This window comes from Streptomyces sp. NPDC058326, from assembly GCF_042879855.1.
Classification (GTDB): Bacteria; Actinomycetota; Actinomycetes; order Streptomycetales; family Streptomycetaceae; genus Streptomyces.
Map to the genome: position 1 here is coordinate 617082 of NZ_JBHVZO010000003.1, position 20164 is coordinate 637245.

The 20164-nt window shown below is 72.6% G+C and carries 17 protein-coding genes and 1 rRNA gene; 12 read left to right on the forward strand and 6 right to left on the reverse strand.

Features of this window, described 5'->3' with window-relative positions; all coding sequences use genetic code 11:
* Positions 1–3: 3 nt before the first annotated feature.
* Both disA and radA read right to left on the reverse strand, forming a co-directional pair.
* On the reverse strand, positions 4–1128 hold the full coding sequence (disA, locus tag ACFVYX_RS08510) for a DNA integrity scanning diadenylate cyclase DisA (RefSeq protein ID WP_384108255.1): 1125 nt from the start codon (positions 1126–1128) through the stop codon (positions 4–6).
* Positions 1129–1373: 245 nt separating this feature from the next.
* The gene (gene radA / locus ACFVYX_RS08515; RefSeq protein WP_389680568.1) at positions 1374–2777 is read right to left on the reverse strand and encodes a DNA repair protein RadA; all 1404 of its coding nucleotides are present in this window, start codon (positions 2775–2777) and stop codon (positions 1374–1376) included.
* Between the two features lie 160 nt (positions 2778–2937).
* Between radA and ACFVYX_RS08520 the strand changes: the two genes are divergently transcribed.
* On the forward strand, positions 2938–4719 hold the full coding sequence (locus tag ACFVYX_RS08520; RefSeq protein ID WP_389680569.1) for a hypothetical protein: 1782 nt from the start codon (positions 2938–2940) through the stop codon (positions 4717–4719).
* A 215-nt stretch (positions 4720–4934) separates the two neighbouring features.
* Here the strand turns inward: ACFVYX_RS08520 and ACFVYX_RS08525 are convergent, their stop codons facing one another.
* Positions 4935–5855 (reverse strand): hypothetical protein, encoded by a 921-nt coding sequence (locus ACFVYX_RS08525; RefSeq protein ID WP_389680570.1) that lies wholly within the window; start codon positions 5853–5855, stop codon positions 4935–4937.
* Between the two features lie 41 nt (positions 5856–5896).
* Between ACFVYX_RS08525 and ACFVYX_RS08530 the strand changes: the two genes are divergently transcribed.
* The 4 genes from ACFVYX_RS08530 to ilvD all read left to right on the forward strand — a co-directional run bounded on the left by ACFVYX_RS08530 (position 5897) and on the right by ilvD (position 10604).
* Positions 5897–6829 carry a Ppx/GppA family phosphatase gene (locus tag ACFVYX_RS08530; RefSeq protein WP_389680571.1) on the forward strand — a complete coding sequence of 311 codons (933 nt, stop codon included), beginning with the start codon at positions 5897–5899 and terminating at the stop codon, positions 6827–6829.
* Between the two features lie 279 nt (positions 6830–7108).
* The gene (locus tag ACFVYX_RS08535) at positions 7109–7945 is read left to right on the forward strand and encodes a sugar phosphate isomerase/epimerase family protein (protein ID WP_389680572.1); all 837 of its coding nucleotides are present in this window, start codon (positions 7109–7111) and stop codon (positions 7943–7945) included.
* Complete coding sequence (locus ACFVYX_RS08540; protein ID WP_389680573.1) at positions 7942–8553, forward strand: TetR family transcriptional regulator; 612 nt, start codon at positions 7942–7944, stop codon at positions 8551–8553. Before ACFVYX_RS08535 ends, ACFVYX_RS08540 begins: the two co-directional genes overlap by 4 nt.
* A 197-nt stretch (positions 8554–8750) precedes the next feature.
* Positions 8751–10604 (forward strand): dihydroxy-acid dehydratase, encoded by a 1854-nt coding sequence (gene ilvD, locus ACFVYX_RS08545; RefSeq protein ID WP_389680574.1) that lies wholly within the window; start codon positions 8751–8753, stop codon positions 10602–10604.
* Positions 10605–10757: 153 nt separating this feature from the next.
* Here the strand turns inward: ilvD and ACFVYX_RS08550 are convergent, their stop codons facing one another.
* Entirely contained in the window at positions 10758–12935 is a 2178-nt protein-coding gene (locus tag ACFVYX_RS08550) for a PQQ-binding-like beta-propeller repeat protein (RefSeq protein WP_389680575.1), read from the reverse strand.
* A 157-nt stretch (positions 12936–13092) separates the two neighbouring features.
* Here ACFVYX_RS08550 and ACFVYX_RS08555 point away from each other — a divergent pair, with 157 nt between their 5' ends.
* From ACFVYX_RS08555 to proC, 5 genes are all read left to right on the forward strand, one after another.
* Positions 13093–13392: an SH3 domain-containing protein gene (locus ACFVYX_RS08555; RefSeq protein ID WP_389680576.1), complete on the forward strand. Its 300-nt coding sequence runs from the start codon at positions 13093–13095 to the stop codon at positions 13390–13392.
* Between the two features lie 35 nt (positions 13393–13427).
* Entirely contained in the window at positions 13428–13943 is a 516-nt protein-coding gene (locus tag ACFVYX_RS08560; protein ID WP_389680577.1) for a hypothetical protein, read from the forward strand.
* Positions 13944–14112: 169 nt separating this feature from the next.
* Positions 14113–15015, forward strand: a complete 903-nt coding sequence (locus ACFVYX_RS08565; RefSeq protein WP_389680578.1) for an ABC transporter ATP-binding protein — start codon at positions 14113–14115, stop codon at positions 15013–15015.
* On the forward strand, positions 15012–15749 hold the full coding sequence (locus ACFVYX_RS08570) for an ABC transporter permease (RefSeq protein WP_389680579.1): 738 nt from the start codon (positions 15012–15014) through the stop codon (positions 15747–15749). The genes ACFVYX_RS08565 and ACFVYX_RS08570 overlap by 4 nt, the downstream gene beginning before the upstream one ends.
* Positions 15750–15833: 84 nt before the next feature.
* Positions 15834–16643, forward strand: a complete 810-nt coding sequence (gene proC / locus ACFVYX_RS08575; protein WP_389680580.1) for a pyrroline-5-carboxylate reductase — start codon at positions 15834–15836, stop codon at positions 16641–16643.
* Positions 16644–16666: 23 nt separating this feature from the next.
* On the opposite strand, the gene ACFVYX_RS08580 is transcribed toward proC, so the two are convergent.
* Positions 16667–17263 carry a cysteine hydrolase family protein gene (locus tag ACFVYX_RS08580; RefSeq protein WP_389680581.1) on the reverse strand — a complete coding sequence of 199 codons (597 nt, stop codon included), beginning with the start codon at positions 17261–17263 and terminating at the stop codon, positions 16667–16669.
* 45 nt (positions 17264–17308) lie between these two features.
* Here ACFVYX_RS08580 and ACFVYX_RS08585 point away from each other — a divergent pair, with 45 nt between their 5' ends.
* On the forward strand, positions 17309–18352 hold the full coding sequence (locus tag ACFVYX_RS08585; protein WP_389680582.1) for a GlxA family transcriptional regulator: 1044 nt from the start codon (positions 17309–17311) through the stop codon (positions 18350–18352).
* On the opposite strand, the gene trpS is transcribed toward ACFVYX_RS08585, so the two are convergent.
* Positions 18319–19317 carry a tryptophan--tRNA ligase gene (trpS, locus tag ACFVYX_RS08590; protein ID WP_389680583.1) on the reverse strand — a complete coding sequence of 333 codons (999 nt, stop codon included), beginning with the start codon at positions 19315–19317 and terminating at the stop codon, positions 18319–18321. The two genes, ACFVYX_RS08585 and trpS, sit on opposite strands and share 34 nt — an antisense overlap.
* Positions 19318–20077: 760 nt before the next feature.
* Here trpS and ACFVYX_RS08595 point away from each other — a divergent pair.
* Positions 20078–20164 (forward strand): 16S ribosomal RNA (locus tag ACFVYX_RS08595); the annotation flags it as partial.

A 20164-nucleotide genomic window follows, 5' to 3' on the forward strand; every position in this document is an offset into this window, starting at 1 on the left:
CGGTCAGACGTACCGCTCCAGGATCGAGGACTCCGCGAGCCGCGACAGGCCCTCGCGCACGCTGCGGGCGCGGGCCTCGCCGACGCCGTCGACGGTCTGGAGGTCGTCCACGCTCGCCGCGAGCAGCTTCTGCAGCCCGCCGAAGTGCTCCACGAGCCGCTCGATGATCGCGCCCGGCAGTCTCGGCACCTTCGCGAGGAGCCGGTAGCCGCGCGGCGAGACGGCCGAGTCGAGAGTCTCGGGCGAGCCGCTGTACCCCAGCGCCCGCGCCACGACCGGCAGTTCGAGCAGCTCGGTGTGGGTGAGCGCGTCCAGCTCCGTGAGCGCCTCGGCGACCGTACGCGCGCGCTTGGCGGTGGGTTCGGGAACGTAGTCCCGGATCACCAGCTCGCGCTCCGGCTCCACGCCCGCGATCAGCTCGTCGAGCTGGAGCGAGAGGAGGCGTCCGTCGGTGCCGAGCTCGACCACGTACTCGGCGATCTCGGTGGCGATCCGGCGGACCATCTCAAGCCGCTGGGCGACCGCGGTGACGTCCCGGACCGTGACCAGGTCCTCGATCTCCAGGGCGGAGAGCGTGCCGGCCACCTCGTCGAGCCGCAGCTTGTACCGCTCCAGGGTCGCGAGGGCCTGGTTCGCACGGGACAGGATCGCGGCCGACTCCTCCAGGACCCGGCGCTCCCCGTTCACGTACAGCGCGATCAGACGCATCGACTGGGAGACGGAGACGACCGGGTAGTTGCACTGCTTGGAGACCCGGTCCGCCGTACGGTGCCGGGTGCCGGTCTCCTCGGTGGGGATGGAGGCGTCCGGGACCAGCTGCACACCCGCGCGGTGGATCTTGGTGATGTCCTTGTCGAGGACGAGCGCGCCGTCGAGCTTGCACAGCTCACGCAGGCGCGTGGCGGCGAACTCGACGTCCAGCACGAAACCGCCGGTGCACATCGAGTCGACCGTCTTGTCCAGGCCGAGCACGATGAGCCCACCGGTGTTGCCGCGGAGGATCCGCTCCAGGCCGTCGCGCAGCGCGGTGCCGGGCGCGACCGCGCTCAGGGCGGCACGCATCAGTGCTTCGTTGCCGGAGCCCGCGCCGGACTTTCCAGGAGCTGCTGCCCCGTCCTTGGCTGCCACTGCACTCCTCCGGCTCGTACGGATGGGCGAGACCAGGGCAAAGTCTAGCGACACCACCCCGCCGCCCTCCGCCCCCGACCGATCCCGGGTGGTCCGAAAGGGGTCCCCGCCCTGACACGGAGCTAACCCTCCGCATCTTTGCGAAGCGTACGGAGCGAACCTGTCCGCCGTCGGCCGGGGTGTCCCTTGCGTGTCGGTGTCGCTTTCGGACGGGGAAGCGGCGCGGTCTGTGTGGCGCCGCCGCCCTACCCCTCCGCCGCCTCCGGGGCCTTCGCGCGCCTGCTGCGCGGCAGCACCCGCAGCGCGTCGCCCATGTCCGCGACCTCCGTCACCTTCATGCCCGCCGGCACCCGGCCCGGGTCCGAGGGGACCAGCGCGTGCGTGAAGCCAAGACGGTGCGCCTCGGCCAGTCGGCGCTGGACGCCCGTGACCCTCCGGACCTCGCCCGCGAGCCCGACCTCGCCGATCGCCACCAGGTTCTTCGGCAGCGGGGTGTCGCTCGCCGCGGAGGCGAGCGCGAGCGCGATCGCCAGGTCGGCGGCGGGCTCGGTGAGCTTCACACCGCCCACGGTCGCGCTGTAGATGTCCCGCTTGCCCAGGGCGCTGATCCGGCCGCGCTGCTCCAGGACCGCCAGCATCATCGAGACCCGGGAGGTCTCGAGACCGGAGACGGTCCGGCGCGGCGAGGGGATCTGGGAGTCCACGGTCAGCGACTGGACCTCGGCGACGAGCGGCCGGCGGCCCTCCAGGGTGACCGTCAGACAGGTGCCCGGCACGGCCACGTCACGCCGGGTCAGGAAGAGCCCCGAGGGGTCGGCCAGACCCGTGATGCCCTCGTCGTGCAGCTCGAAGCAGCCGACCTCGTCGGTCGCCCCGTACCGGTTCTTGACGCCCCGGACGAGGCGCAGCCGCGCGTGCCGGTCGCCCTCGAAGCTCAGGACGACGTCGACCAGGTGCTCCAGGAGCCGGGGGCCCGCGATGGCCCCGTCCTTGGTGACGTGACCGACGAGGAGCGTGGACATGCCCCGCTCCTTGGAGGCCCGGATGAGGGCACCGGCGACCTCGCGGACCTGGGCCATGCCGCCGGGCGCGCCGTCGATCTCGGGGGAGGCGACGGTCTGCACCGAGTCCATGATCAGCAGGGAGGGCTTCACGGCGTCCAGATGCCCGAGGACCGCCGACAGGTCGGTCTCTGCCGCCAGGTACAGGTGGTCGCTGAGCGCGTTGATCCGGTCGGCGCGCAGCCGGACCTGACTCGCGGACTCCTCGCCCGTGACGTAGAGCGTGCGGTGCTCGTCGCTCGCCGCCTTCGCCGCCACGTCGAGCAGCAGCGTCGACTTGCCGACGCCCGGCTCGCCCGCGAGCAGCACGACGGCGCCGGGCACCAGACCGCCGCCGAGGACCCGGTCCAGCTCGTCGACGCCGGTGGAGCGGGCCGTGGCCTGCCGGCCGTCGACCTGTCCGATGGGGACGGCGGCGGTGGAGACCCGGCCCGCCGCGGTCGTGCGGACGGCGGGCGCGCCGTACTCCTCGACCGTCCCCCAGGCCTGGCATTCGGGGCAGCGGCCGAGCCACTTGGCCGTCTGCCAGCCGCACTCGGTGCAGCGGTAGGACGGCCGGTCCTTGGTCGATTTCGTACGGGCAGCCATGTCGCCACCGTAGTGGCCCCCACCGACAACGGGCCCCGGGTCGCCCCGCCGTCCCGGAATGCCGCGCTCCTGTCCCCTTTCGAGCGATACCTTCACCCGTACGGATGAGAAGTGCGCGACCGGTACGAAAAGTGCCCCCCTCGCTGCCTACGGTCACCGAGTGACGAGCAGCAGGCTGGAATCTCCCGGACGCACCACCGGCGCACGCGCGGCGCACCGTGCCGCGGGCGAGAGACCGCGCACGCTCGGCCGACGGGCCCCCGCCCACTACGAGGCCGCCCTCGACGGACTCTTCACGTACTGCCTCTCCGTGCTCTGCGACCACGACACGGCCACCGCCGTCCTCGGCGACGTCCTCGCCGTCGCCGAGCGCCACCACGGCCGCTGCCCCTCCGACGAGGACGGCCGCACGGCCTGGTTGTACGCCCTCGCCCGCTGGGCCTGTCTGCGCAGCCTCGGCGAGCAGCGCCGCAAGCGCCAGGGCGCCCACACCGGTCGCCCCGCCGTCATCGCGCCCGAGCCGCCCCGGGTCCCCGAGGCGACCGCCGAGCGGCGCCGCGCCGAACTCGCGCTGCTCGCCTGGCCCGAGGCGGCCGGCACCACGCCCGAACAGCGCGAGGCCCTGGAGCTCGCCGTACGGCACGGGCTCAGCCACCGCCAGGTCGCCGCCGTGCTCTCCCTCGACCCGCTCGCCGCCCGCGAACTCCTCGCCACCGCCGGCTGCGAGGTCGAGCGCACCAGGGCAGCCCTCGCCGTCGTCGGCACCGGCAGCTGCCCCACCGTCGCCCGGCTCACCGGCGACCACCAGGTGCTTCTGTCGGCCGCCCTGCGGGCCGAGCTCGTCCGGCACGTCGACGACTGCCCCCGCTGCCGGCGGGCCGCCGAGCGCGTCGGCGCCGCCGGCCCCTGGCCGGGGGCCGGGGCCCTCCCGACGGCCGGGCTCCCGCTCGTCGAGGCACCCCGGGCAGCCGCGTACATGGCGATGCTCCATGTCCCGCGCGCGCGTGCCGGAGCCCCGCGCTTCGCGCCGACCGGCTTCCCCCTGGACCCCAAGGACCACGCGGCCCGCCGCGACCGGATGCGGGCCCGCGCGGTGACGACCACCGTCGTCGCGGCCGTCGTCGCCGCGCCCGTCCTCGCGCTCTGGACCTCCTACCGGGGCACCCCGGCCGCCGAGGCGACCGCACGGGACGGATCCAGGATCAGCGCGCGCGAGGCGGACGAACCGGCGAGCGCCGACAGCGGCCGGTACGAGAACGCGGGCAACGCCCGGACGACCCCCGAGCCCCGCTTCACCCGGGGCAGCCGCGCCCCCGACGTCTCCGTCGAGGTCCTCAGCCCCGGCGGCCCCACCAGCCCCACGGAAGCCTCGGGGCCGGGCGAGACCGCCCCCGGCTGGATCACGGTCGGCGCGCGCGGTCACGGCGACCTGACCCTGCTCACCCTCACCGCGTCCGGGGGTTCCCCCGTCGAGTGGTCGCTCTGGACGGACGCGCCCTGGCTGTATGTGAGCCGCGCCTCCGGCACGCTGCGCCCCGGCGAGACGGTCACGATCGCCGTCCGCGTCGACCACGACCGCGAACCCCGGGGTGCCTGGAGCGCCAGGATCGGGGTGAACCCCTCGGGCGCGGTGGTCAGGATCGACGGGCGCGGGGTCAGCGCCCCGCCGCCGGTCGACCCGGTCACCCCGCCGCCGACGACGACGGAGCCGACGACACCGCCGACGAGCTCTCCGACCACGGAGCCGACGACGCCGCCGACGACGGAGGAACCGACGACACCCCCGGCGACCACTCCGCCGACGACGTCTCCGACCACGGAGCCGACCACCCCGCCGCCGACGACGGAGGAACCGCCGCCGACCACGACGGACCCGGGCACGACGGAGCCGACGACACCGCCGCCGACGACGGAGGAATCGCCGTCGCCGTCCACGTCCTGAGCCGATGACGTACGGATCCTGAGCCGATGACGTACGGATCCTGAGCCGATGACGTACGGATCCTGGGCCTGGGCCGATGAAGTACGGACCCTGGATCGAGGGGATACGGATCCTGGGCCGAGGGATACGTATCCTGACGCGAGGGGAGGCGGATCCGGGGCCGAGGCGATCCCGGAACCGCCCCTCCGTTCTCTGCCCGCCCCCTCCCCGAGTGGCTAGGGCTTCGGGTCGGCCGGGTGCGGGGCCACCAGCGGCAGCTGCGAGGAGAGCCGCGCCTCGCACAGCCCGGCCAGGACCTCGTACGCCTCCTTGCCCATCATCTCGGTGAGCTCGGGCCGGTACGTGACGTAGACCGGCTCCCCGGCCCCGTGCGCCGACGTGGCGGAGGTGCACCACCAGTGCAGGTCATGGCCGCCCGGGCCCCAGCCCCGGCGGTCGTACTCACCGATCGACACCTGCAGGACCTTCGTGTCGTCGGGCCGCTCGATCCAGTCGTACGTGCGCCGCACCGGCAGCTGCCAGCAGACGTCCGGCTTCGTCTCCAGCGGCTCCTTGCCCTCCCTGAGGGCCAGGATGTGCAGCGAGCAGCCCGCGCCGCCCGCGAACCCGGGGCGGTTCTGGAAGATGCAGGACCCCTCCCAGCGGCGGGTCTGCCGGTCGCCGTCCTCGTCGAGCTGCACCCAGCCCGTCTCCGTACCGACGTCGTGGAACTGCCAGAGCTCCGGAGTGAGGCGTGCCACATGCGATGCGACCCGCTTCTCGTCGTCCTCGTCGGAGAAGTGCGCGCCCAGCGTGCAGCAGCCGTCGTCGGCCCGGCCCGCCTGGATGCCCTGGCAGCCACTGCCGAAGACGCACGTCCAGCGCGAGGTCAGCCAGGTGAGGTCGCAGCGGAAGACCTGCTCCTCGTCGGCCGGGTCGGGAAACTCGACCCACGCGCGCGCGAAGTCGAGACCCTTCTCGTCCGGCTCGGCCTTCCCGCCCCGCTTCCTGCCGCTCTTCGCAGCGCCGCCCGCCGCGGCGGCCCCGGTGGTCCTGCCGGCCTTCGCGTCCGTCACAGCCGTCACGTCCATCACAGTCGGCACACCCGTGTCGCTGCCGCTGTTCTTGCCCGGCTTCGCCTTCTTCGTCTTTGGCACAACACCAAGCGTATGCGGGTGCGCGCAGTACCGTTCCGCCCATGAGACTCGGAGTCCTCGACGTCGGTTCGAACACAGCGCACTTCCTGGTGGTGGACGCACACCCCGGCGCCCGGCCGCTGCCCGCCCATTCCCACAAGGCGGAGCTCCGGCTCGCCGAACTCCTCGACGAGCGGGGCGCCATCGCGCCCCACGGCGTCGCGCGGCTCACCGCGACCGTCCGGGACGCGCTCCTGGCCGCCGAGGACAAGGGCTGCGAGGAGGTGCTGCCGTTCGCGACCTCCGCGGTCCGCGAGGCCAGCAACGCCGATGCCGTCCTCGCGCGCGTGAAGGACGAGACCGGGGTCGAGCTCCAGGTCCTCACCGGCGAGGAGGAGGCCCGGCTCACCTTCCTCGCGGCCCGCCGCTGGTTCGGCTGGTCCGCGGGCAAGCTGCTTCTCCTCGACATCGGGGGAGGCTCCCTCGAAGTCGCGTACGGCATCGACGAGGACCCCGACACGGCCGTCTCCCTGCCGCTGGGCGCGGGCCGACTGACCGCCGGCTGGCTGCGGGGCGACCCGGCCGACCTCGACGACGTGAAGGCCCTCCGCCGCCACGTGCGCGCGCAGATCGCCCGTACGGTCGGGGTTTTCAGCCGCTCGGGGCGCCCCGACCACGTCGTGGCCACCTCCAAGACCTTCAAGCAGCTGGCCAGGATCGCCGGCGCCCCCGGCTCGGGCGAGGGCCTCTACGTCCAGCGGATCCTGACCCGCAAGTCCCTGGAGGAGTGGGTCCCGCGCCTCGCGGGGATGACCATCCCCGAGCGCGCGGCCCTGCCGGGCGTCTCGGAGGGCCGCGCCGGCCAGCTCCTCGCGGGCGCGCTCGTCGCGGAGGGCGCGATGGATCTGCTCGGCGTGGAGGAGCTGGAGATCTGCCCCTGGGCCCTCCGCGAGGGCGTCATCCTGCGCCGCCTCGACCACCTCCCGGAGCGCTGACCGGCCCCCGGCCCCGGACCGACGCCCGCCCGCGCCTCCCGCCCGGCCCCTCGGCCTGGCGGACCCCGGACCCGCCCCCGACCCGGACCCCGGACCCGCCGCCTGGCCCCGCCCCCGCCCCGCCCCGAACCCGGACCCCGGACTCTGACCCCGCCCCCCGCCCCGCCCTCGGCCGGGACTCCGACGGCCCCCCACCCCACCCCCGACCCAGCCCCGCCCCCGGCCCCGGCGTGACCGGAACCACCCCCGGCCCCCCGGCCCGCCCCGTACCCTGTCTCCGTGGCAGAACCAGTGGTGCGCATCCCGGATGCGAAGGTCGCCCTGTCGACGGCCTCGGTCTATCCGGAGTCGACGGCGACGGCCTTCGAGATCGCCGCGCGCCTCGGCTACGACGGTGTCGAGGTCATGGTGTGGACCGACCCGGTCAGCCAGGACATCGAGGCGCTGCGCAGGCTCTCCGACTACCACCAGGTGCCGATCCTGGCCGTGCACGCTCCCTGCCTCCTCATCACCCAGCGCGTCTGGTCCACCGACCCGTGGGTCAAGCTCCAGCGCGCGCAGGCGGCGGCCGAACGGCTCGGCGCGTCGACGGTCGTCGTCCACCCCCCGTTCCGCTGGCAGCGCCAGTACGCCAAGGACTTCGTCACCGGCATCTGGCGGATGGCGGACGAGACCGACGTACGGTTCGCCGTCGAGAACATGTACCCCTGGCGGTACAAGGACCGCGAGATGCTCGCGTACGCCCCCGAGTGGGACGTCACCAAGGACGACTACCGGCACTTCACCGTCGACCTCTCGCACACCGCGACCGCCCGCACCGACGCCCTCGCGATGATCGACCGCATGGGCGACCGGCTCGGCCACGTCCACCTCGCCGACGGCAAGGGCTCAGCCAAGGACGAGCACCTGGTTCCCGGGCGCGGCACCCAGCCCTGTGCCGAGCTCCTGGAGCGCCTCGCCGTCAACGGCTTCGACGGTCACGTCGTCATCGAGGTCAACACCCGCCGCGCGATGTCAGCCGCCGAACGCGAGGCCGATCTCGCGGAGGCCCTGGCCTTCACCCGGCTCCATCTCGCGTCGGCGTCCGCCCGCCCCTCCCGGGTCCCGCGACCGTGACCGAACCGGCCCCGCGCCGGCGCGGCCGCCCCTCCCGTACCGGGGAGGAGAGCGGACCGGGCGCACGTGAACGCATCCTGGACGCGGCTCGCGCCCAGTTCGCCGAGCGCGGCTACGACAAGGCCTCGGTACGCGGCATCGCCAAGGCGGCCGGCGTCGACCCGGCACTCGTGCACCACTACTTCGGTACGAAGGACGAGGTCTTCGCCGCCGCGATCGAGGTCTCCTTCGAGCCGGCGACCGTCGTCCCGGCGATCGTCGGCGGCCCCCGCGAGACCATCGGGGAACGCCTCGCGCGGTTCTTCATCGGCGTCTGGGAGAACCCCGTCAGCCGCGCCCCGCTCCTCGCGATCGTCCGCTCCGCGCTGACCCACGAGGCCGCGGCCAAGGTGCTGCGGACCTTCGTGCTGCGGCGGCTCCTTGAGCGGATCGCGGACGAGCTCGACGTACCGGACCCGAAGTTCCGCGCGGAGCTCGCGGCCTCCCACATGATCGGGATCGCGATCCTGCGGTACGTGATCCAGGTCGAGCCGATGGCCTCGGCGGACCCGGAGAAGATCGTGGCGATGGTGGCCCCGACCCTCCAGCGCTACCTGACCGAGGCCTGACGGGCCGGCACCGCCTGACGGAGGTCTGACGGCCGGCGCAGCCCGACCGAGGTCTGAGGCCCACGGAGCCTCGCCCGACGACCGGACCCTGACCGAAAGCTGAACACCCTGTCCGGCATACGGACGCACTGTCCAGATCTTGAGCCCTCGGCGTACGCTCGAAAGCAAGCACACCCATCACTGAGGAGCGAGCGACGATGCCCGAGCTGAGGTCCCGCACTGTCACCCACGGTCGCAACATGGCGGGCGCACGCGCCCTTATGCGCGCCTCCGGTGTACCCGGCGCGGACATCGGCCGGAAGCCGATCATCGCGGTGGCCAACTCCTTCACGGAGTTCGTCCCCGGCCACACCCACCTCCAGCCCGTCGGCCGGATCGTCTCCGAGGCCATCACGGCCGCCGGAGCCATCCCCCGCGAGTTCAACACCATCGCCGTCGACGACGGCATCGCGATGGGCCACGGCGGCATGCTGTACTCGCTCCCCTCCCGCGACCTGATCGCGGACAGCGTGGAGTACATGGTCGAGGCGCACTGCGCCGACGCCCTGATCTGCATCTCCAACTGCGACAAGATCACCCCCGGCATGCTGATGGCCGCCCTGCGCCTCAACATCCCGACGGTCTTCGTCTCCGGCGGTCCGATGGAGGCCGGGCGCGCGACCCTCGTCGACGGCACGGTCCGCACGCTCGACCTGGTCGACGCCATGTCCGACGCCGTGAACCCCAAGATCTCGGACGAGGACATCCTCCGGATCGAGGAGAACGCCTGCCCGACCTGCGGGTCCTGTTCCGGCATGTTCACCGCCAACTCGATGAACTGCCTGACCGAGGCGATCGGCCTCTCCCTCCCGGGCAACGGCTCGCTGCTCGCCACCCACACCGCCCGCAAGGGGCTGTACGAGGACGCCGCGCGCACGGTCGTCGACATCACCCGTCGCTACTACGACGAGGACGACGCCTCCGTCCTGCCGCGCTCGATCGCGACCCGCGGGGCCTTCGAGAACGCCATGGCCCTCGACATCGCCATGGGCGGCTCGACCAACACGATCCTGCACCTGCTCGCCGCCGCCCAGGAGGCCGAGCTCGACTACGGCCTGCCCGACATGGACGAGGTCTCGCGCCGGGTCCCCTGCCTGGCCAAGGTCGCCCCGAACGTCGCCAAGGACCGTACGTACTACATGGAGGACGTGCACCGGGCGGGCGGCATCCCGGCTCTCCTCGGTGAGCTCTACCGCGCCGGTCTCCTCGACGAGGACGTCCACTCCGTCCACTCCCGTTCCATCAAGGAGTGGCTGGACGCCTGGGACGTCCGCGGCGGCTCCCCGTCGGACAAGGCCGTCGAGCTGTTCCACGCGGCCCCCGGCTGCGTCCGCTCGGCGACCGCGTTCTCCCAGTCCGAGCGCTGGGAGGCGCTCGACGTGGACGCGGCCGGCGGCTGCATCCGCGACGCGGCCCACGCGTACTCGAAGGACGGCGGCCTCGCGGTCCTGCACGGCAACCTCGCCGTCGACGGCTGCGTGGTGAAGACGGCCGGTGTCGACGAGTCGATCTGGACCTTCGAGGGCCCGGCCGTGGTCTGCGAGTCCCAGGACGAGGCCGTCGAGAAGATCCTGAACAAGCAGGTCAAGGACGGCGACGTGGTCGTCATCCGCTACGAGGGCCCGCGCGGCGGCCCCGGCATGCAGGAGATGCTCTACCCGACCTCCTTCCTCAAGGGCCGTGGTCTGGGCAAGACCTGCGCGCTGGTCACGGACGGACGCTTCTCGGGCGGTACGTCGGGCCTGTCCATCGGCCACGCCTCGCCGGAGGCGGCCTCGGGCGGCACGATCGCCCTCGTCGAGGACGGCGACCGCATCCGTATCGACATCCCGAACCGTTCGATCGAGCTGCTCGTCGACGAGGCCACCCTCGCCGCCCGCCGGGAGGCGCTGAACGGCGTGTACGCGCCGAAGAACCGGCAGCGCAAGGTGTCGGCGGCCCTGCGCGCGTACGCGGCGATGGCGACGAGCGCCGACAAGGGCGCGGTCCGCGACGTGACGAGGCTGGGCTGACCGGCGACGACCGGCTGACCGATTCCGGCGGCCACCCGGCTGACTGACCGGCCCCGGAGACGACGACCCGCGGCGGCGGGGAGCGGCACGATGCCCGTTCCCCGCCGCCGCGGTGTTTCCCGGCGACGATCACGGGCTACGCGCCCGCGTGGCTCACCAGGACGCGGGATCGCGCGCGTCCACCGCGAAGACGGAGCCGTCCGGGGCCGTCCCGAACACCCGGTCCCCCACCACGAGCGGCGGGGGCACGAGGGGCGCGTATTCGAGCCGGCCGTTGAGCAGCCGCGGCCGGGTCTGGCCGATCAGGGCGCCCCGTACGGTGTCGACGGCGAGCAGCCGCCCGTCCTGGACGGAGAAGTAGAGCCGGTCACCCGGGCCGACGACGGGCACGGACACGTTGCCGGCGCCCGTCTCGAGCTCCCACAGCACCCGTCCCTTCGGCGCCGCCGTGTCGAAGGCGGTGAGGTGCCCGCTCTCGTCGAGCACATGGACGACCGTGCCGCGCACGGCGACGCCCCGGACGTCGATCCGGTGGGGGAGGGGGAGCCGCCGCACGGTGCCGTCGTCCGGATCGAGCAGGACGAGGGCGTCGACCAGTGAGGCCTGGTGGAACGAGGCGAGGACCAGCGCTCCGTCGCCGGTACGGCCCAGCGGGTCGAGGTTGCCGTCCAGGTCGTGCCGCCAGTCCACCTCGCCGGTACGGGGCCGGACGGCGCCGACCCGTGTGCTCGTCCCGTCGGGCGAGGTCTCGGACACGGTGAGGAGCCCGGACGGAGCGTCGTACGGTCCCGGCCGCGGGATCACGAAGCCGGCGAGGCCGTGCCGCCAGAGCTCCTTGCCGCTGCGGCTGTCGACGGCCCGGATCCCGCCCCGGCCGTCGGAGAGCACGACGGCGGTCCCGGCCTGCCGGTACAGCTCGGGGAGCTCCGTCCCGGAGCTCCAGCCCGGCGTGCCGTCCGCGGCCGCGTAGGCCCGCAGAGGGCCCGTCGGGGTGGCGGCGCCGACCAGGCCGTCCGCGAGGAGGAAGGGCGCGGCCGGGGACTCCGCCCTGACGGGGGCGGACCGGGACCAGAGGACCCGTCCCGTCACCGGATCGAGCCGGGCGAGGTCCGCGCTCCTGGCCGAGCAGTACAGCGCGCCTCCGCCATGGGTGCACGCGGGCGCGGCCGTGGGCCCGTGCTTCTGGAGGGTGGTCTGCCAGCCGGCGAAGACGGTGGCCACCTCCGCCGGGCGGGTGGGGGTCTTCGGACCGCCGGGTTCCGAGGGGCTGAGAGCCGCGTAGAGGCCCGCCCCCGTCAGCACGACCGCGGCGGCGACGGCGATCGTCAGCCGCGGCCGGACCCGGGGGACCCGGCGGCGCGGGGGAACCGCGGGGGCGCGTACCGGCGTGTCGGCGTCCCACGCGGGGGAGGGGCCTGTCTCTCCGGCCCTGGCGCCCTCGCCGCCCTCGCCGCCCGGCAGGGCGGGCCGCCGCCGCTGAGCCGGTATGAACGCCTCCGCCGCGTACGAGGGCGGCAGCAGCGCCGCCATGATCTCGGCCGGCGTCGGCCGCTCGGCGGGTTCCTTGGCGAGGCAGCGCGCGACGAGCGGCGCCAGCTCCTCCGGCACACCCGTCAGATCCGGCTCGTCGTGGACGACCTGGTACGCCACGATGTACGGGCTGTCGGAGTCGAAGGGCCCGTGCCCGGTCGCCGCGTGCACCAGGACGGATCCGAGCGCGAACACGTCCGCCGCGGGCCCGACCTCCCTCGGCCGCTGGAACTGCTCCGGCGCCATGAACGGCGGCGAGCCGATGAGCTTGCCCGTCTCCGTGCGCAGATCGCTGTCGACCGGCCGCGAGATGCCGAAGTCGATGACCTTGGGGCCGGTGTCGGTGAGCAGGACGTTGCTGGGCTTCAGATCGCGGTGGACGACACCGGCGCGGTGGATGTCGCGCAGCGCCTCCGCCAGCCCGGCGGTGAGCCGGCGCAGTTCGGCCGGGGCCAGCGGACCGTTCCGCCTCACCTGGTCGGCGAGCGTGGGCCCGGGGACGTAGAGGGTGGCCATCCAGGGGCGTACGGCATCGGGGTCGGCGTCGACGACCGGCGCGGTGAAGGCTCCGCTGACCCTGCGGGCGGCGGCGACCTCCTGGCGGAAACGCGCCCGGAACTCGGGGTCCTCCGCATACCGTGCGTGCACGACCTTGACCGCGAGCCGCAGCCCCGACGCCGAGGCCGCGAGGTGCACGACGCCCATGCCGCCGGCGCCCAGACATGCCTGGAGACGGTAGCCGCCCGCGTACTCGGGCCCCTCCGCTTCCCGGCCGGCACCGGTACCGCGCAACGGCGGCATCGCCCACCCCCGTGTGATTCCCCGTCACCTCACGCGCCCGTGCGCGACCCGACGGAGCCTAGTCCATGGGGTCCCCGATGTCGGTGGGGCTTGCTAGCCTGCGCGTCGCGGAGAGTAAGACTCGGCGGAGCGCTTTTGCGCCAAGGGGGAGAACACCATGGGTACGGACGAGAAGAAGACCGCGGGGGACGCGGTCACGACACTGGCCGCGACGCGTTACGCGGTCGCACCGGGCTACCAGGTCAACGTGCGCTCGGGCCCGAGCACCCAGTACCCGATCGTCCGGGTCCTGCCCCTGGGCGCCACGGTGGCGATCTCCTGCCAGAAGAACGGCGAGTGGATCAGCGGCCCCTATGGCACGACGCGGATCTGGGACAACATAGCGCCGGGCGAGTACATCTCCGACGCGTACGTGCGCACGGGCAGCGACGGCTTCGTCGCGCCGCGCTGCGCCTGAGGTCCTCCTCCGTCGCCCCGGGGATAATCGACCCCGTGAGCGACGACGAGCAGACCCCCAGCCCGACCGGCGGCACCCCCGCCGGTCCACGACCCGAGGAGATCCGCTTCTTCGGGACGACCTGGGTCGACCACGGCGGCCACTACCGGCTGCGCCGCGCAGGCCTGGCCGTCGGCTCGCTCGCCGCCGCGGTCGCGGCCTGCTTCGTGCTGCGCTTCGCCTACGAAGGCCTGCGGATCGCGGACGTCGGAGGCATCGTCAACATGCTCGTCGTCGTCATGTTCGCGATCTGCAGCGCCATCGCCTTCCGCAAGACCTGGGAGGGCTTCCTCCGCCGGCCCGTCGACGCGGCCCGCGAGGACTCCCTGCGCAGCCTCAAGGCGATCGGCTTCATCGGCTCGCTCCTCGCCTACAGCGCCCGCTGCCTCGTCGAGGCACCCGGCGAGAAACTGCGCCGCACGGAGTACGAGAAGGCCCGCGAGCAGTACGAGAAGCGCCGCGGCACCCGCACCGGCAACCCGGCCGCCCGCAAGAAGCCGAAGCGCAGGTAGCCCCCGGCACGCACGGGCAGGGCATCCGCTGCCCGCCGCCCACGCACAGCTCCCGCCACCACCGCCCCCGGCCCCGCCCCGGCGCGCACAGCCCACCACCGACCGAGGACCGACCGTCAAGGGCGCCAGATCCTTGACGCCCGGTACCCCCAGGCGCACTATTCATCACATGATGAATTACCCGGCGGACGAGGCCGCCGACAAGGCCACGGACAGGGCCGCCTCCCAGGCCGCAGACAAGGCCGCCTTCCACACCGCCGACAAGGCCACGGCCACCTCACCGACCGCCGGCCCGGTCGCCGCCACCCACGAACCGGCCATCACCGCCCACGGCCTCACCACCGTCCGCGGCGACCGCACCGTCCTCCGCGGCCTCGACTTCACCGTCCCGGCCGGCCGGATCACCGGACTCCTCGGCCCCTCCGGCTGCGGCAAATCCACCCTCATGCGCGCGATCGTCGGCACCCAGGCCAAGGTCGACGGCACCCTCCAGGTCCTCGGCCGCCCCGCCGGCGACCCCGCCCTCCGCTCCCGCATCGGTTACGTCACCCAGGCCCCCTCCGTCTACGACGACCTCACCGTCCGCCAGAACCTCGACTACTTCGCCGCCGTACTGCTCCCCGGCCGCGCCCACCGCCACGAGCGCCGCACGGCCGTCGATCGGGCCCTCACCGACGTCGACCTCGCCCCCCACGCCGACTCCCTCGCCGGCCGGCTCTCCGGCGGCCAGCGCAGCCGCGTCTCCCTGGCCGTCGCCCTCCTCGGCACCCCCGAGCTCCTCGTCCTCGACGAACCCACGGTCGGGCTCGACCCCGTCCTCCGCCGCGACCTGTGGAACCTCTTCCACCAGATCGCCGCCGACCGAGGCACGACCCTCCTCATCTCCTCGCACGTCATGGACGAAGCCGAACGTTGCCACCGGCTCCTCCTCATGCGCGAGGGCGAGATCCTCGCCGACGACACCCCCGAAGCCCTCCGCCACCGCAACGACACCGCCACCGTCGAAGAGGCCTTCCTCCACCTGGTCGACGCCGCAGCCGCCCGAACCGCCCAAGAGGAGCCCCGGTCATGAGCAGCGCCCGCACCCTCGCCACCGCCGCCCGCGTCCTGCGTCAGCTGCGACACGACCCGCGCTCGATCGCCCTGATGCTCCTCGTGCCCTGCGCCATGCTCTTCCTGCTCCGATACGTCTTCGACGGAAGCCCGGGCACCTTCGACACCATCGGCGCATCCCTGCTCGGCATCTTCCCGCTCATCACGATGTTCCTGGTGACCTCCATCGCCACCCTCCGCGAACGCACCTCCGGCACCCTCGAACGCCTCCTCGCCATGCCCCTCGGCAAGGCCGACCTCATCGCCGGCTACGCCCTCGCCTTCGGCCTCCTCGCCGTCGTCCAGTCCACCCTGGCCACCGGCCTCGCCGTCTGGTTCCTCGGCCTCGACGTCATCGGCTCCCCCTGGCTCCTGCTGCTCGTCGCCCTCCTCGACGCCCTCCTCGGCACCGCCCTGGGCCTCTTCGTCTCCGCCTTCGCCGCCTCCGAGTTCCAAGCCGTCCAGTTCATGCCGGCCGTGATCTTCCCCCAACTGCTGCTCTGCGGACTCTTCACCCCACGCGACCGAATGGCCCCCGCCCTCGAAGCGATCTCCGACGTCCTGCCGATGTCGTACGCCGTCGACGGCATGAACCAGGTCCTCCGCCACCCCGACATCACCGGAGACTTCGTCCGTGACGCCCTCGTCGTCGCCGGCTGCGCCCTCCTCGTCCTCGCCCTCGGCGCGGCCACCCTCCGCCGTCGCACCGCGTGACCGCCCCTCGGACACCCGCACACCTCCCGGCCCACCGGTGCGAGGATGACGACACGTACCCCCTCCGGCGAGGTGAACAGAGCCATGACCCAGACCGTCGCAGTCCTCGGCACCGGCAAGATCGGTGAAGCGCTCCTCAGCGGCATGATCCGCGCCGGCTGGCGCCCCGCGAACCTCCTGGTCACCGCCCGCCGCGCCGAACGCGCCGAGGAACTGCACGCTCGCTACGGCGTCGAGACCGTCACCAACGCCGAGGCCGCCAAGCGCGCCGACACCCTCATCCTGGCCGTCAAGCCCCAGGACATGGGCCGCCTCCTCGACGAGCTCGCTCCGCACGTCGCCGCCGACCGCCTGGTCATCAGCGCCGCCGCCGGCATCCCCACCTCCTTCATCGAGGAGCGCCTCACCAACGGCACCCCCGTCGTCCGTGTCATGCCCAACACCCCCGTCCTCGTCGACGAGGGGATGTCCGTCATCTCGGCCGGCAGCCACGCCACCCCCGAACACCTCGCCCACACCGAGGAGATCTTCGGCGGCGTCGGCAAGACCCTCCGAGTCCCCGAGTCCCAGCAGGACGCGGCCACCGCCCTCTCCGGCTCAGGCCCCGCCTACTTCTACTTCCTGGTCGAGGCCATGACCGACGCCGGCATCCTCCTCGGCCTGCCCCGCGCCCAGGCCCACGACCTCATCGTCCAGGCCGCCATCGGCGCCGCCGTGATGCTCCGCGACAGCGGCGAGCACCCGGTCAAGCTCCGCGAGGCCGTCACCTCCCCGGCCGGCACCACCATCAGCGCCATCCGCGAGCTGGAGAACCACGGCGTCCGCGCCGCCCTCATCGCCGCCCTCGAAGCCGCCCGCGACCGCAGCCGCGAACTCGCCTCCGGCAACGGCTGACCCCGACGCCGCCCCCGCCGGGGTCACCGGACCCCGGCGGACGCCCCTTCCGCGACCTCCTCCGTCGACACGACCTTCGCGAACCCTCCCCCGTGCAGGGACACAGCCGTCGCCTGCGCCAGCTCATCGGCGCTCCGCGACCACCCGAACGGCCCCTCCAGGTCGAAGGTGTGCATCGCGTCCAGCGGGAACACCACCTCGTACCCGAGGTTCCCGCCCATCCGTGCCGTCGTCTCGTTGCACATGTTCGTCTGGATCCCGACGATCACGATCTGCTCGATGCCCTGCCCGGACAGCCACGTGTCCAGCGACGGCTCCCCGTAGAAGGCCGAGTTCACGGTCTTCGTCACGAGCAGCTCCGGACCGCTGCCCTTCCCCCGCCGCTCCTCGACGAAGTCCTTGAAGGCGTTCCCCACGTACCCCGTCCGCAACGGCGAGCGCGAACCCTCAGGGGAGTCGTGCCGCACGAAGACGACAGGCCGCCCCGTCTCCTGCCACAGGTCGATCAGACCCGCGATGTTCTCCTCAGCGTCCGGGTTGTTCCGCTTCCCCCAGAACTCCTCCTCGAAGCCCTTCTGCACGTCGATGACAACCAGCGCTGCGTTCTGTGCGATCTCCATAGCCACGATCCTTCCCCTGGCCCACCCCCTCTTCCAGTGGAACGAATGACAGCGACCGATGGTTTACTGCCATACGTGTCGTCCGTCCCCGCACCCCGCCCCCAGCGCATCGCACTCCTCTCCTTTCCTGGCATCCGCGCCTTCGACATCTCCGTCATCACCGAGGTCTGGGGAAGCGACCGCAGCCTCCGAGGCGTCCCACCCTTCGAACTCCGCAGAGTCGCCGCCGACCCGCACACCCCCATCCCCCTGCGCGCCGGGCTCACCCTCACCCCGGACCGCCCGCTCACCTGGCTCGACGACCTCACCCCCACCGACCTGGTCCTCGTCCCCGGCATCGAAGACCCCGACGCCGACCTCCCGGCCGCCGTCCTCGAAGCTCTCCGCCGCACACACACCGCCGGCATCCCGGTCGCCTCGCTCTGCGCCGGCGCCTTCGTGCTCGCCCGCGCCGGACTCCTCGACGGCCGCCGCGCCGTCACCCACTGGCACCTGGCCAGGACCCTGGCCGCCCGCCACCCGGAGACCCAGGTCGAACCCGACGCCCTCTTCGTCGAGGACACCGGCGTCTGGACCTCCGCCGGCACAGCCGCCGGCATCGACCTCTGCCTCCACCTCGTCCGCACCGCCCACGGCGCCGAGGCCGCCGCCTCCATCGCCCGCTCGATGGTCACCGCCCCCTTCCGCACGGGCACCCAGGCCCAGTTCATCGAGCACCCCACCCCCCGCGTCGACCGCGATGCCGACGCCCTGGCGGACGTCCGCGCCCACGCCCTCGCCCATCTCGACGAGCCGCACACCGTCGCCACCCTCGCCGCCCGAGCCGGGATGTCCCCCCGCTCCTTCGCCCGCCACTTCCAGGCCACCACCGGAACCACCCCCCTGCACTGGCTCATCGGCCAGCGCGTCGCCGCCGCGCAGAAACTCCTCGAACTCACCGACCACCCCCTCCCCGAGGTGGCCCGCCGCGCCGGCTTCGGCAGCGAGGTCACGATGCGCCAGCACTTCGCCTCGCACCTCGCCACCAGCCCGCGCGACTACCGCAACGCCTTCCGTCACCCGGCAGGCAACAGCCCGATCGCCCGATAGGCCCGGTCCACCAGAGGCCGAGCCACCCCCCGGGCCCGCTCGGCCCCGTCCCTCAGCACCTGATCCACATAGGCGGGGTCCGCCGCGAGCTCGGCATGCCGCACCCGCAAGGGCCTCAGCAGCTCGACCACCGCATCCGCCGTGTCCTTCTTCAACGCTCCGTACGATTCATATACACCGGCCAGCGCCTCCGGGTTCCCACCCGTCGAGGCCGCCATCAGATCGAGCAGATTTGCGACCCCCGGCTTGACGTCCCGGTCGTACTCCACGTCCCGCCCGCTGTCGGTCACAGCCCGCATGATCTTCCGTCGCACGGTCTCCGCGTCGTCGAGCAGATAGACGATCCCGGCCCCGTTGGCGTGCGACTTCCCCATCTTCGACGTGGGGTCCTGAAGGTCCATGACCCGCGCCGCCACCTCCGGCCGCGTCGCCCGCGGCACCGTGAACGTGTGCCCGTACCGCTGGTTGAACCGCACCGCCAGATCCCGGGTCAGCTCGACGTGCTGCGTCTGGTCCTCCCCCACCGGCACCTCGTCGGCCCCGTAGGCCAGGATGTCCGCCGCCATCAGCACCGGATACGTCAGCAACGACAGCCGCACCCCCTGCCCCGCCGCCTGCGCCTGGACGCTCTTCTCCTTGTACTGGATCATCCGCCGCAGCTCGCCGTCCGTGGCCGTGCACTCCAGGAGGTACGACAGCCGCGCGTGCTCGTCGACATGGCTCTGCACGAACAGCGTGCACAGTTCCGGATCGAGTCCCGCCGCGAGGAGCAGCGTCGCCGCCTGCCGGCTGAGCCGCCGCACTCGCGCAGGGTCGTGCTCCACGGTCAGTGCGTGCAGGTCCACGACGCTGAACAGCGCCTCCGCCCGATGCTGATCGACCTCGACCCACCCCCGGACGGCCCCGAGGTAGTTGCCCAGCGTCAGGTGCCCGGTCGGCTTGACCCCGCTGAAGATCCTCGTCATCGCGTTTCGTTCTCCCTCTTCTCCTGGGCGCCGACCCGGCGGCCGCCTCCCGGAGGGGGATACGCGAACGGCCGCCGAAGCGGCGGCCGCGTGGTGCATGCGCGAGTGCGGGCCGCCGTCAGGCGGCCCACCACTGGGTGGTGTGCGCACGCGTAGTCATACGCAGAGCGTACGCCCCAGGACCGGGGTTGACACGGGATTGACCGATCCGTAAGGTTCTCCGAGTTGTCCGACGTGAGCACCGACCCCGGTCGGCCCCGGACAGCCATTCCGCAAGACCCACAGAAGCCGACGGCGCTTTGTCGTGCCGTTCTGCTTTCCGTGCGTTTTTGCGAAATGAGGAATCCGCGTTCGAACCCGAGCGCAGCAGCCCGATTAGCGTCGGGGGCAGGGAATCCGCTAAAGTCTCACTCGTCGGAACGGCCCAACAGCCGGAAAGACAAATCCCGCTGACTGGGAATCAGACGCCGAAAGGATCTGATAGAGTCGGAAACGCAAGACCGAAGGGAAGCCCGGAGGAAAGCCCGAGAGGGTGAGTACAAAGGAAGCGTCCGTTCCTTGAGAACTCAACAGCGTGCCAAAAATCAACGCCAGATTAGTTGATACCCCGTCCATCTTCGGATGGCGAGGTTCCTTTGAAAGTCCTGCCGGCCCTTGTGGCGGGTAGGCAACATACACAGCGAGGACGCTGTGGACAGTCGGCCTTATTCCGGCCTGACTGTCCCGCTCAACGCGAGTGTCACCCGATTACGGGTAAACATTCACGGAGAGTTTGATCCTGGCTCAGGACGAACGCTGGCGGCGTGCTTAACACATGCAAGTCGAACGATGAAGCCCTTCGGGGTGG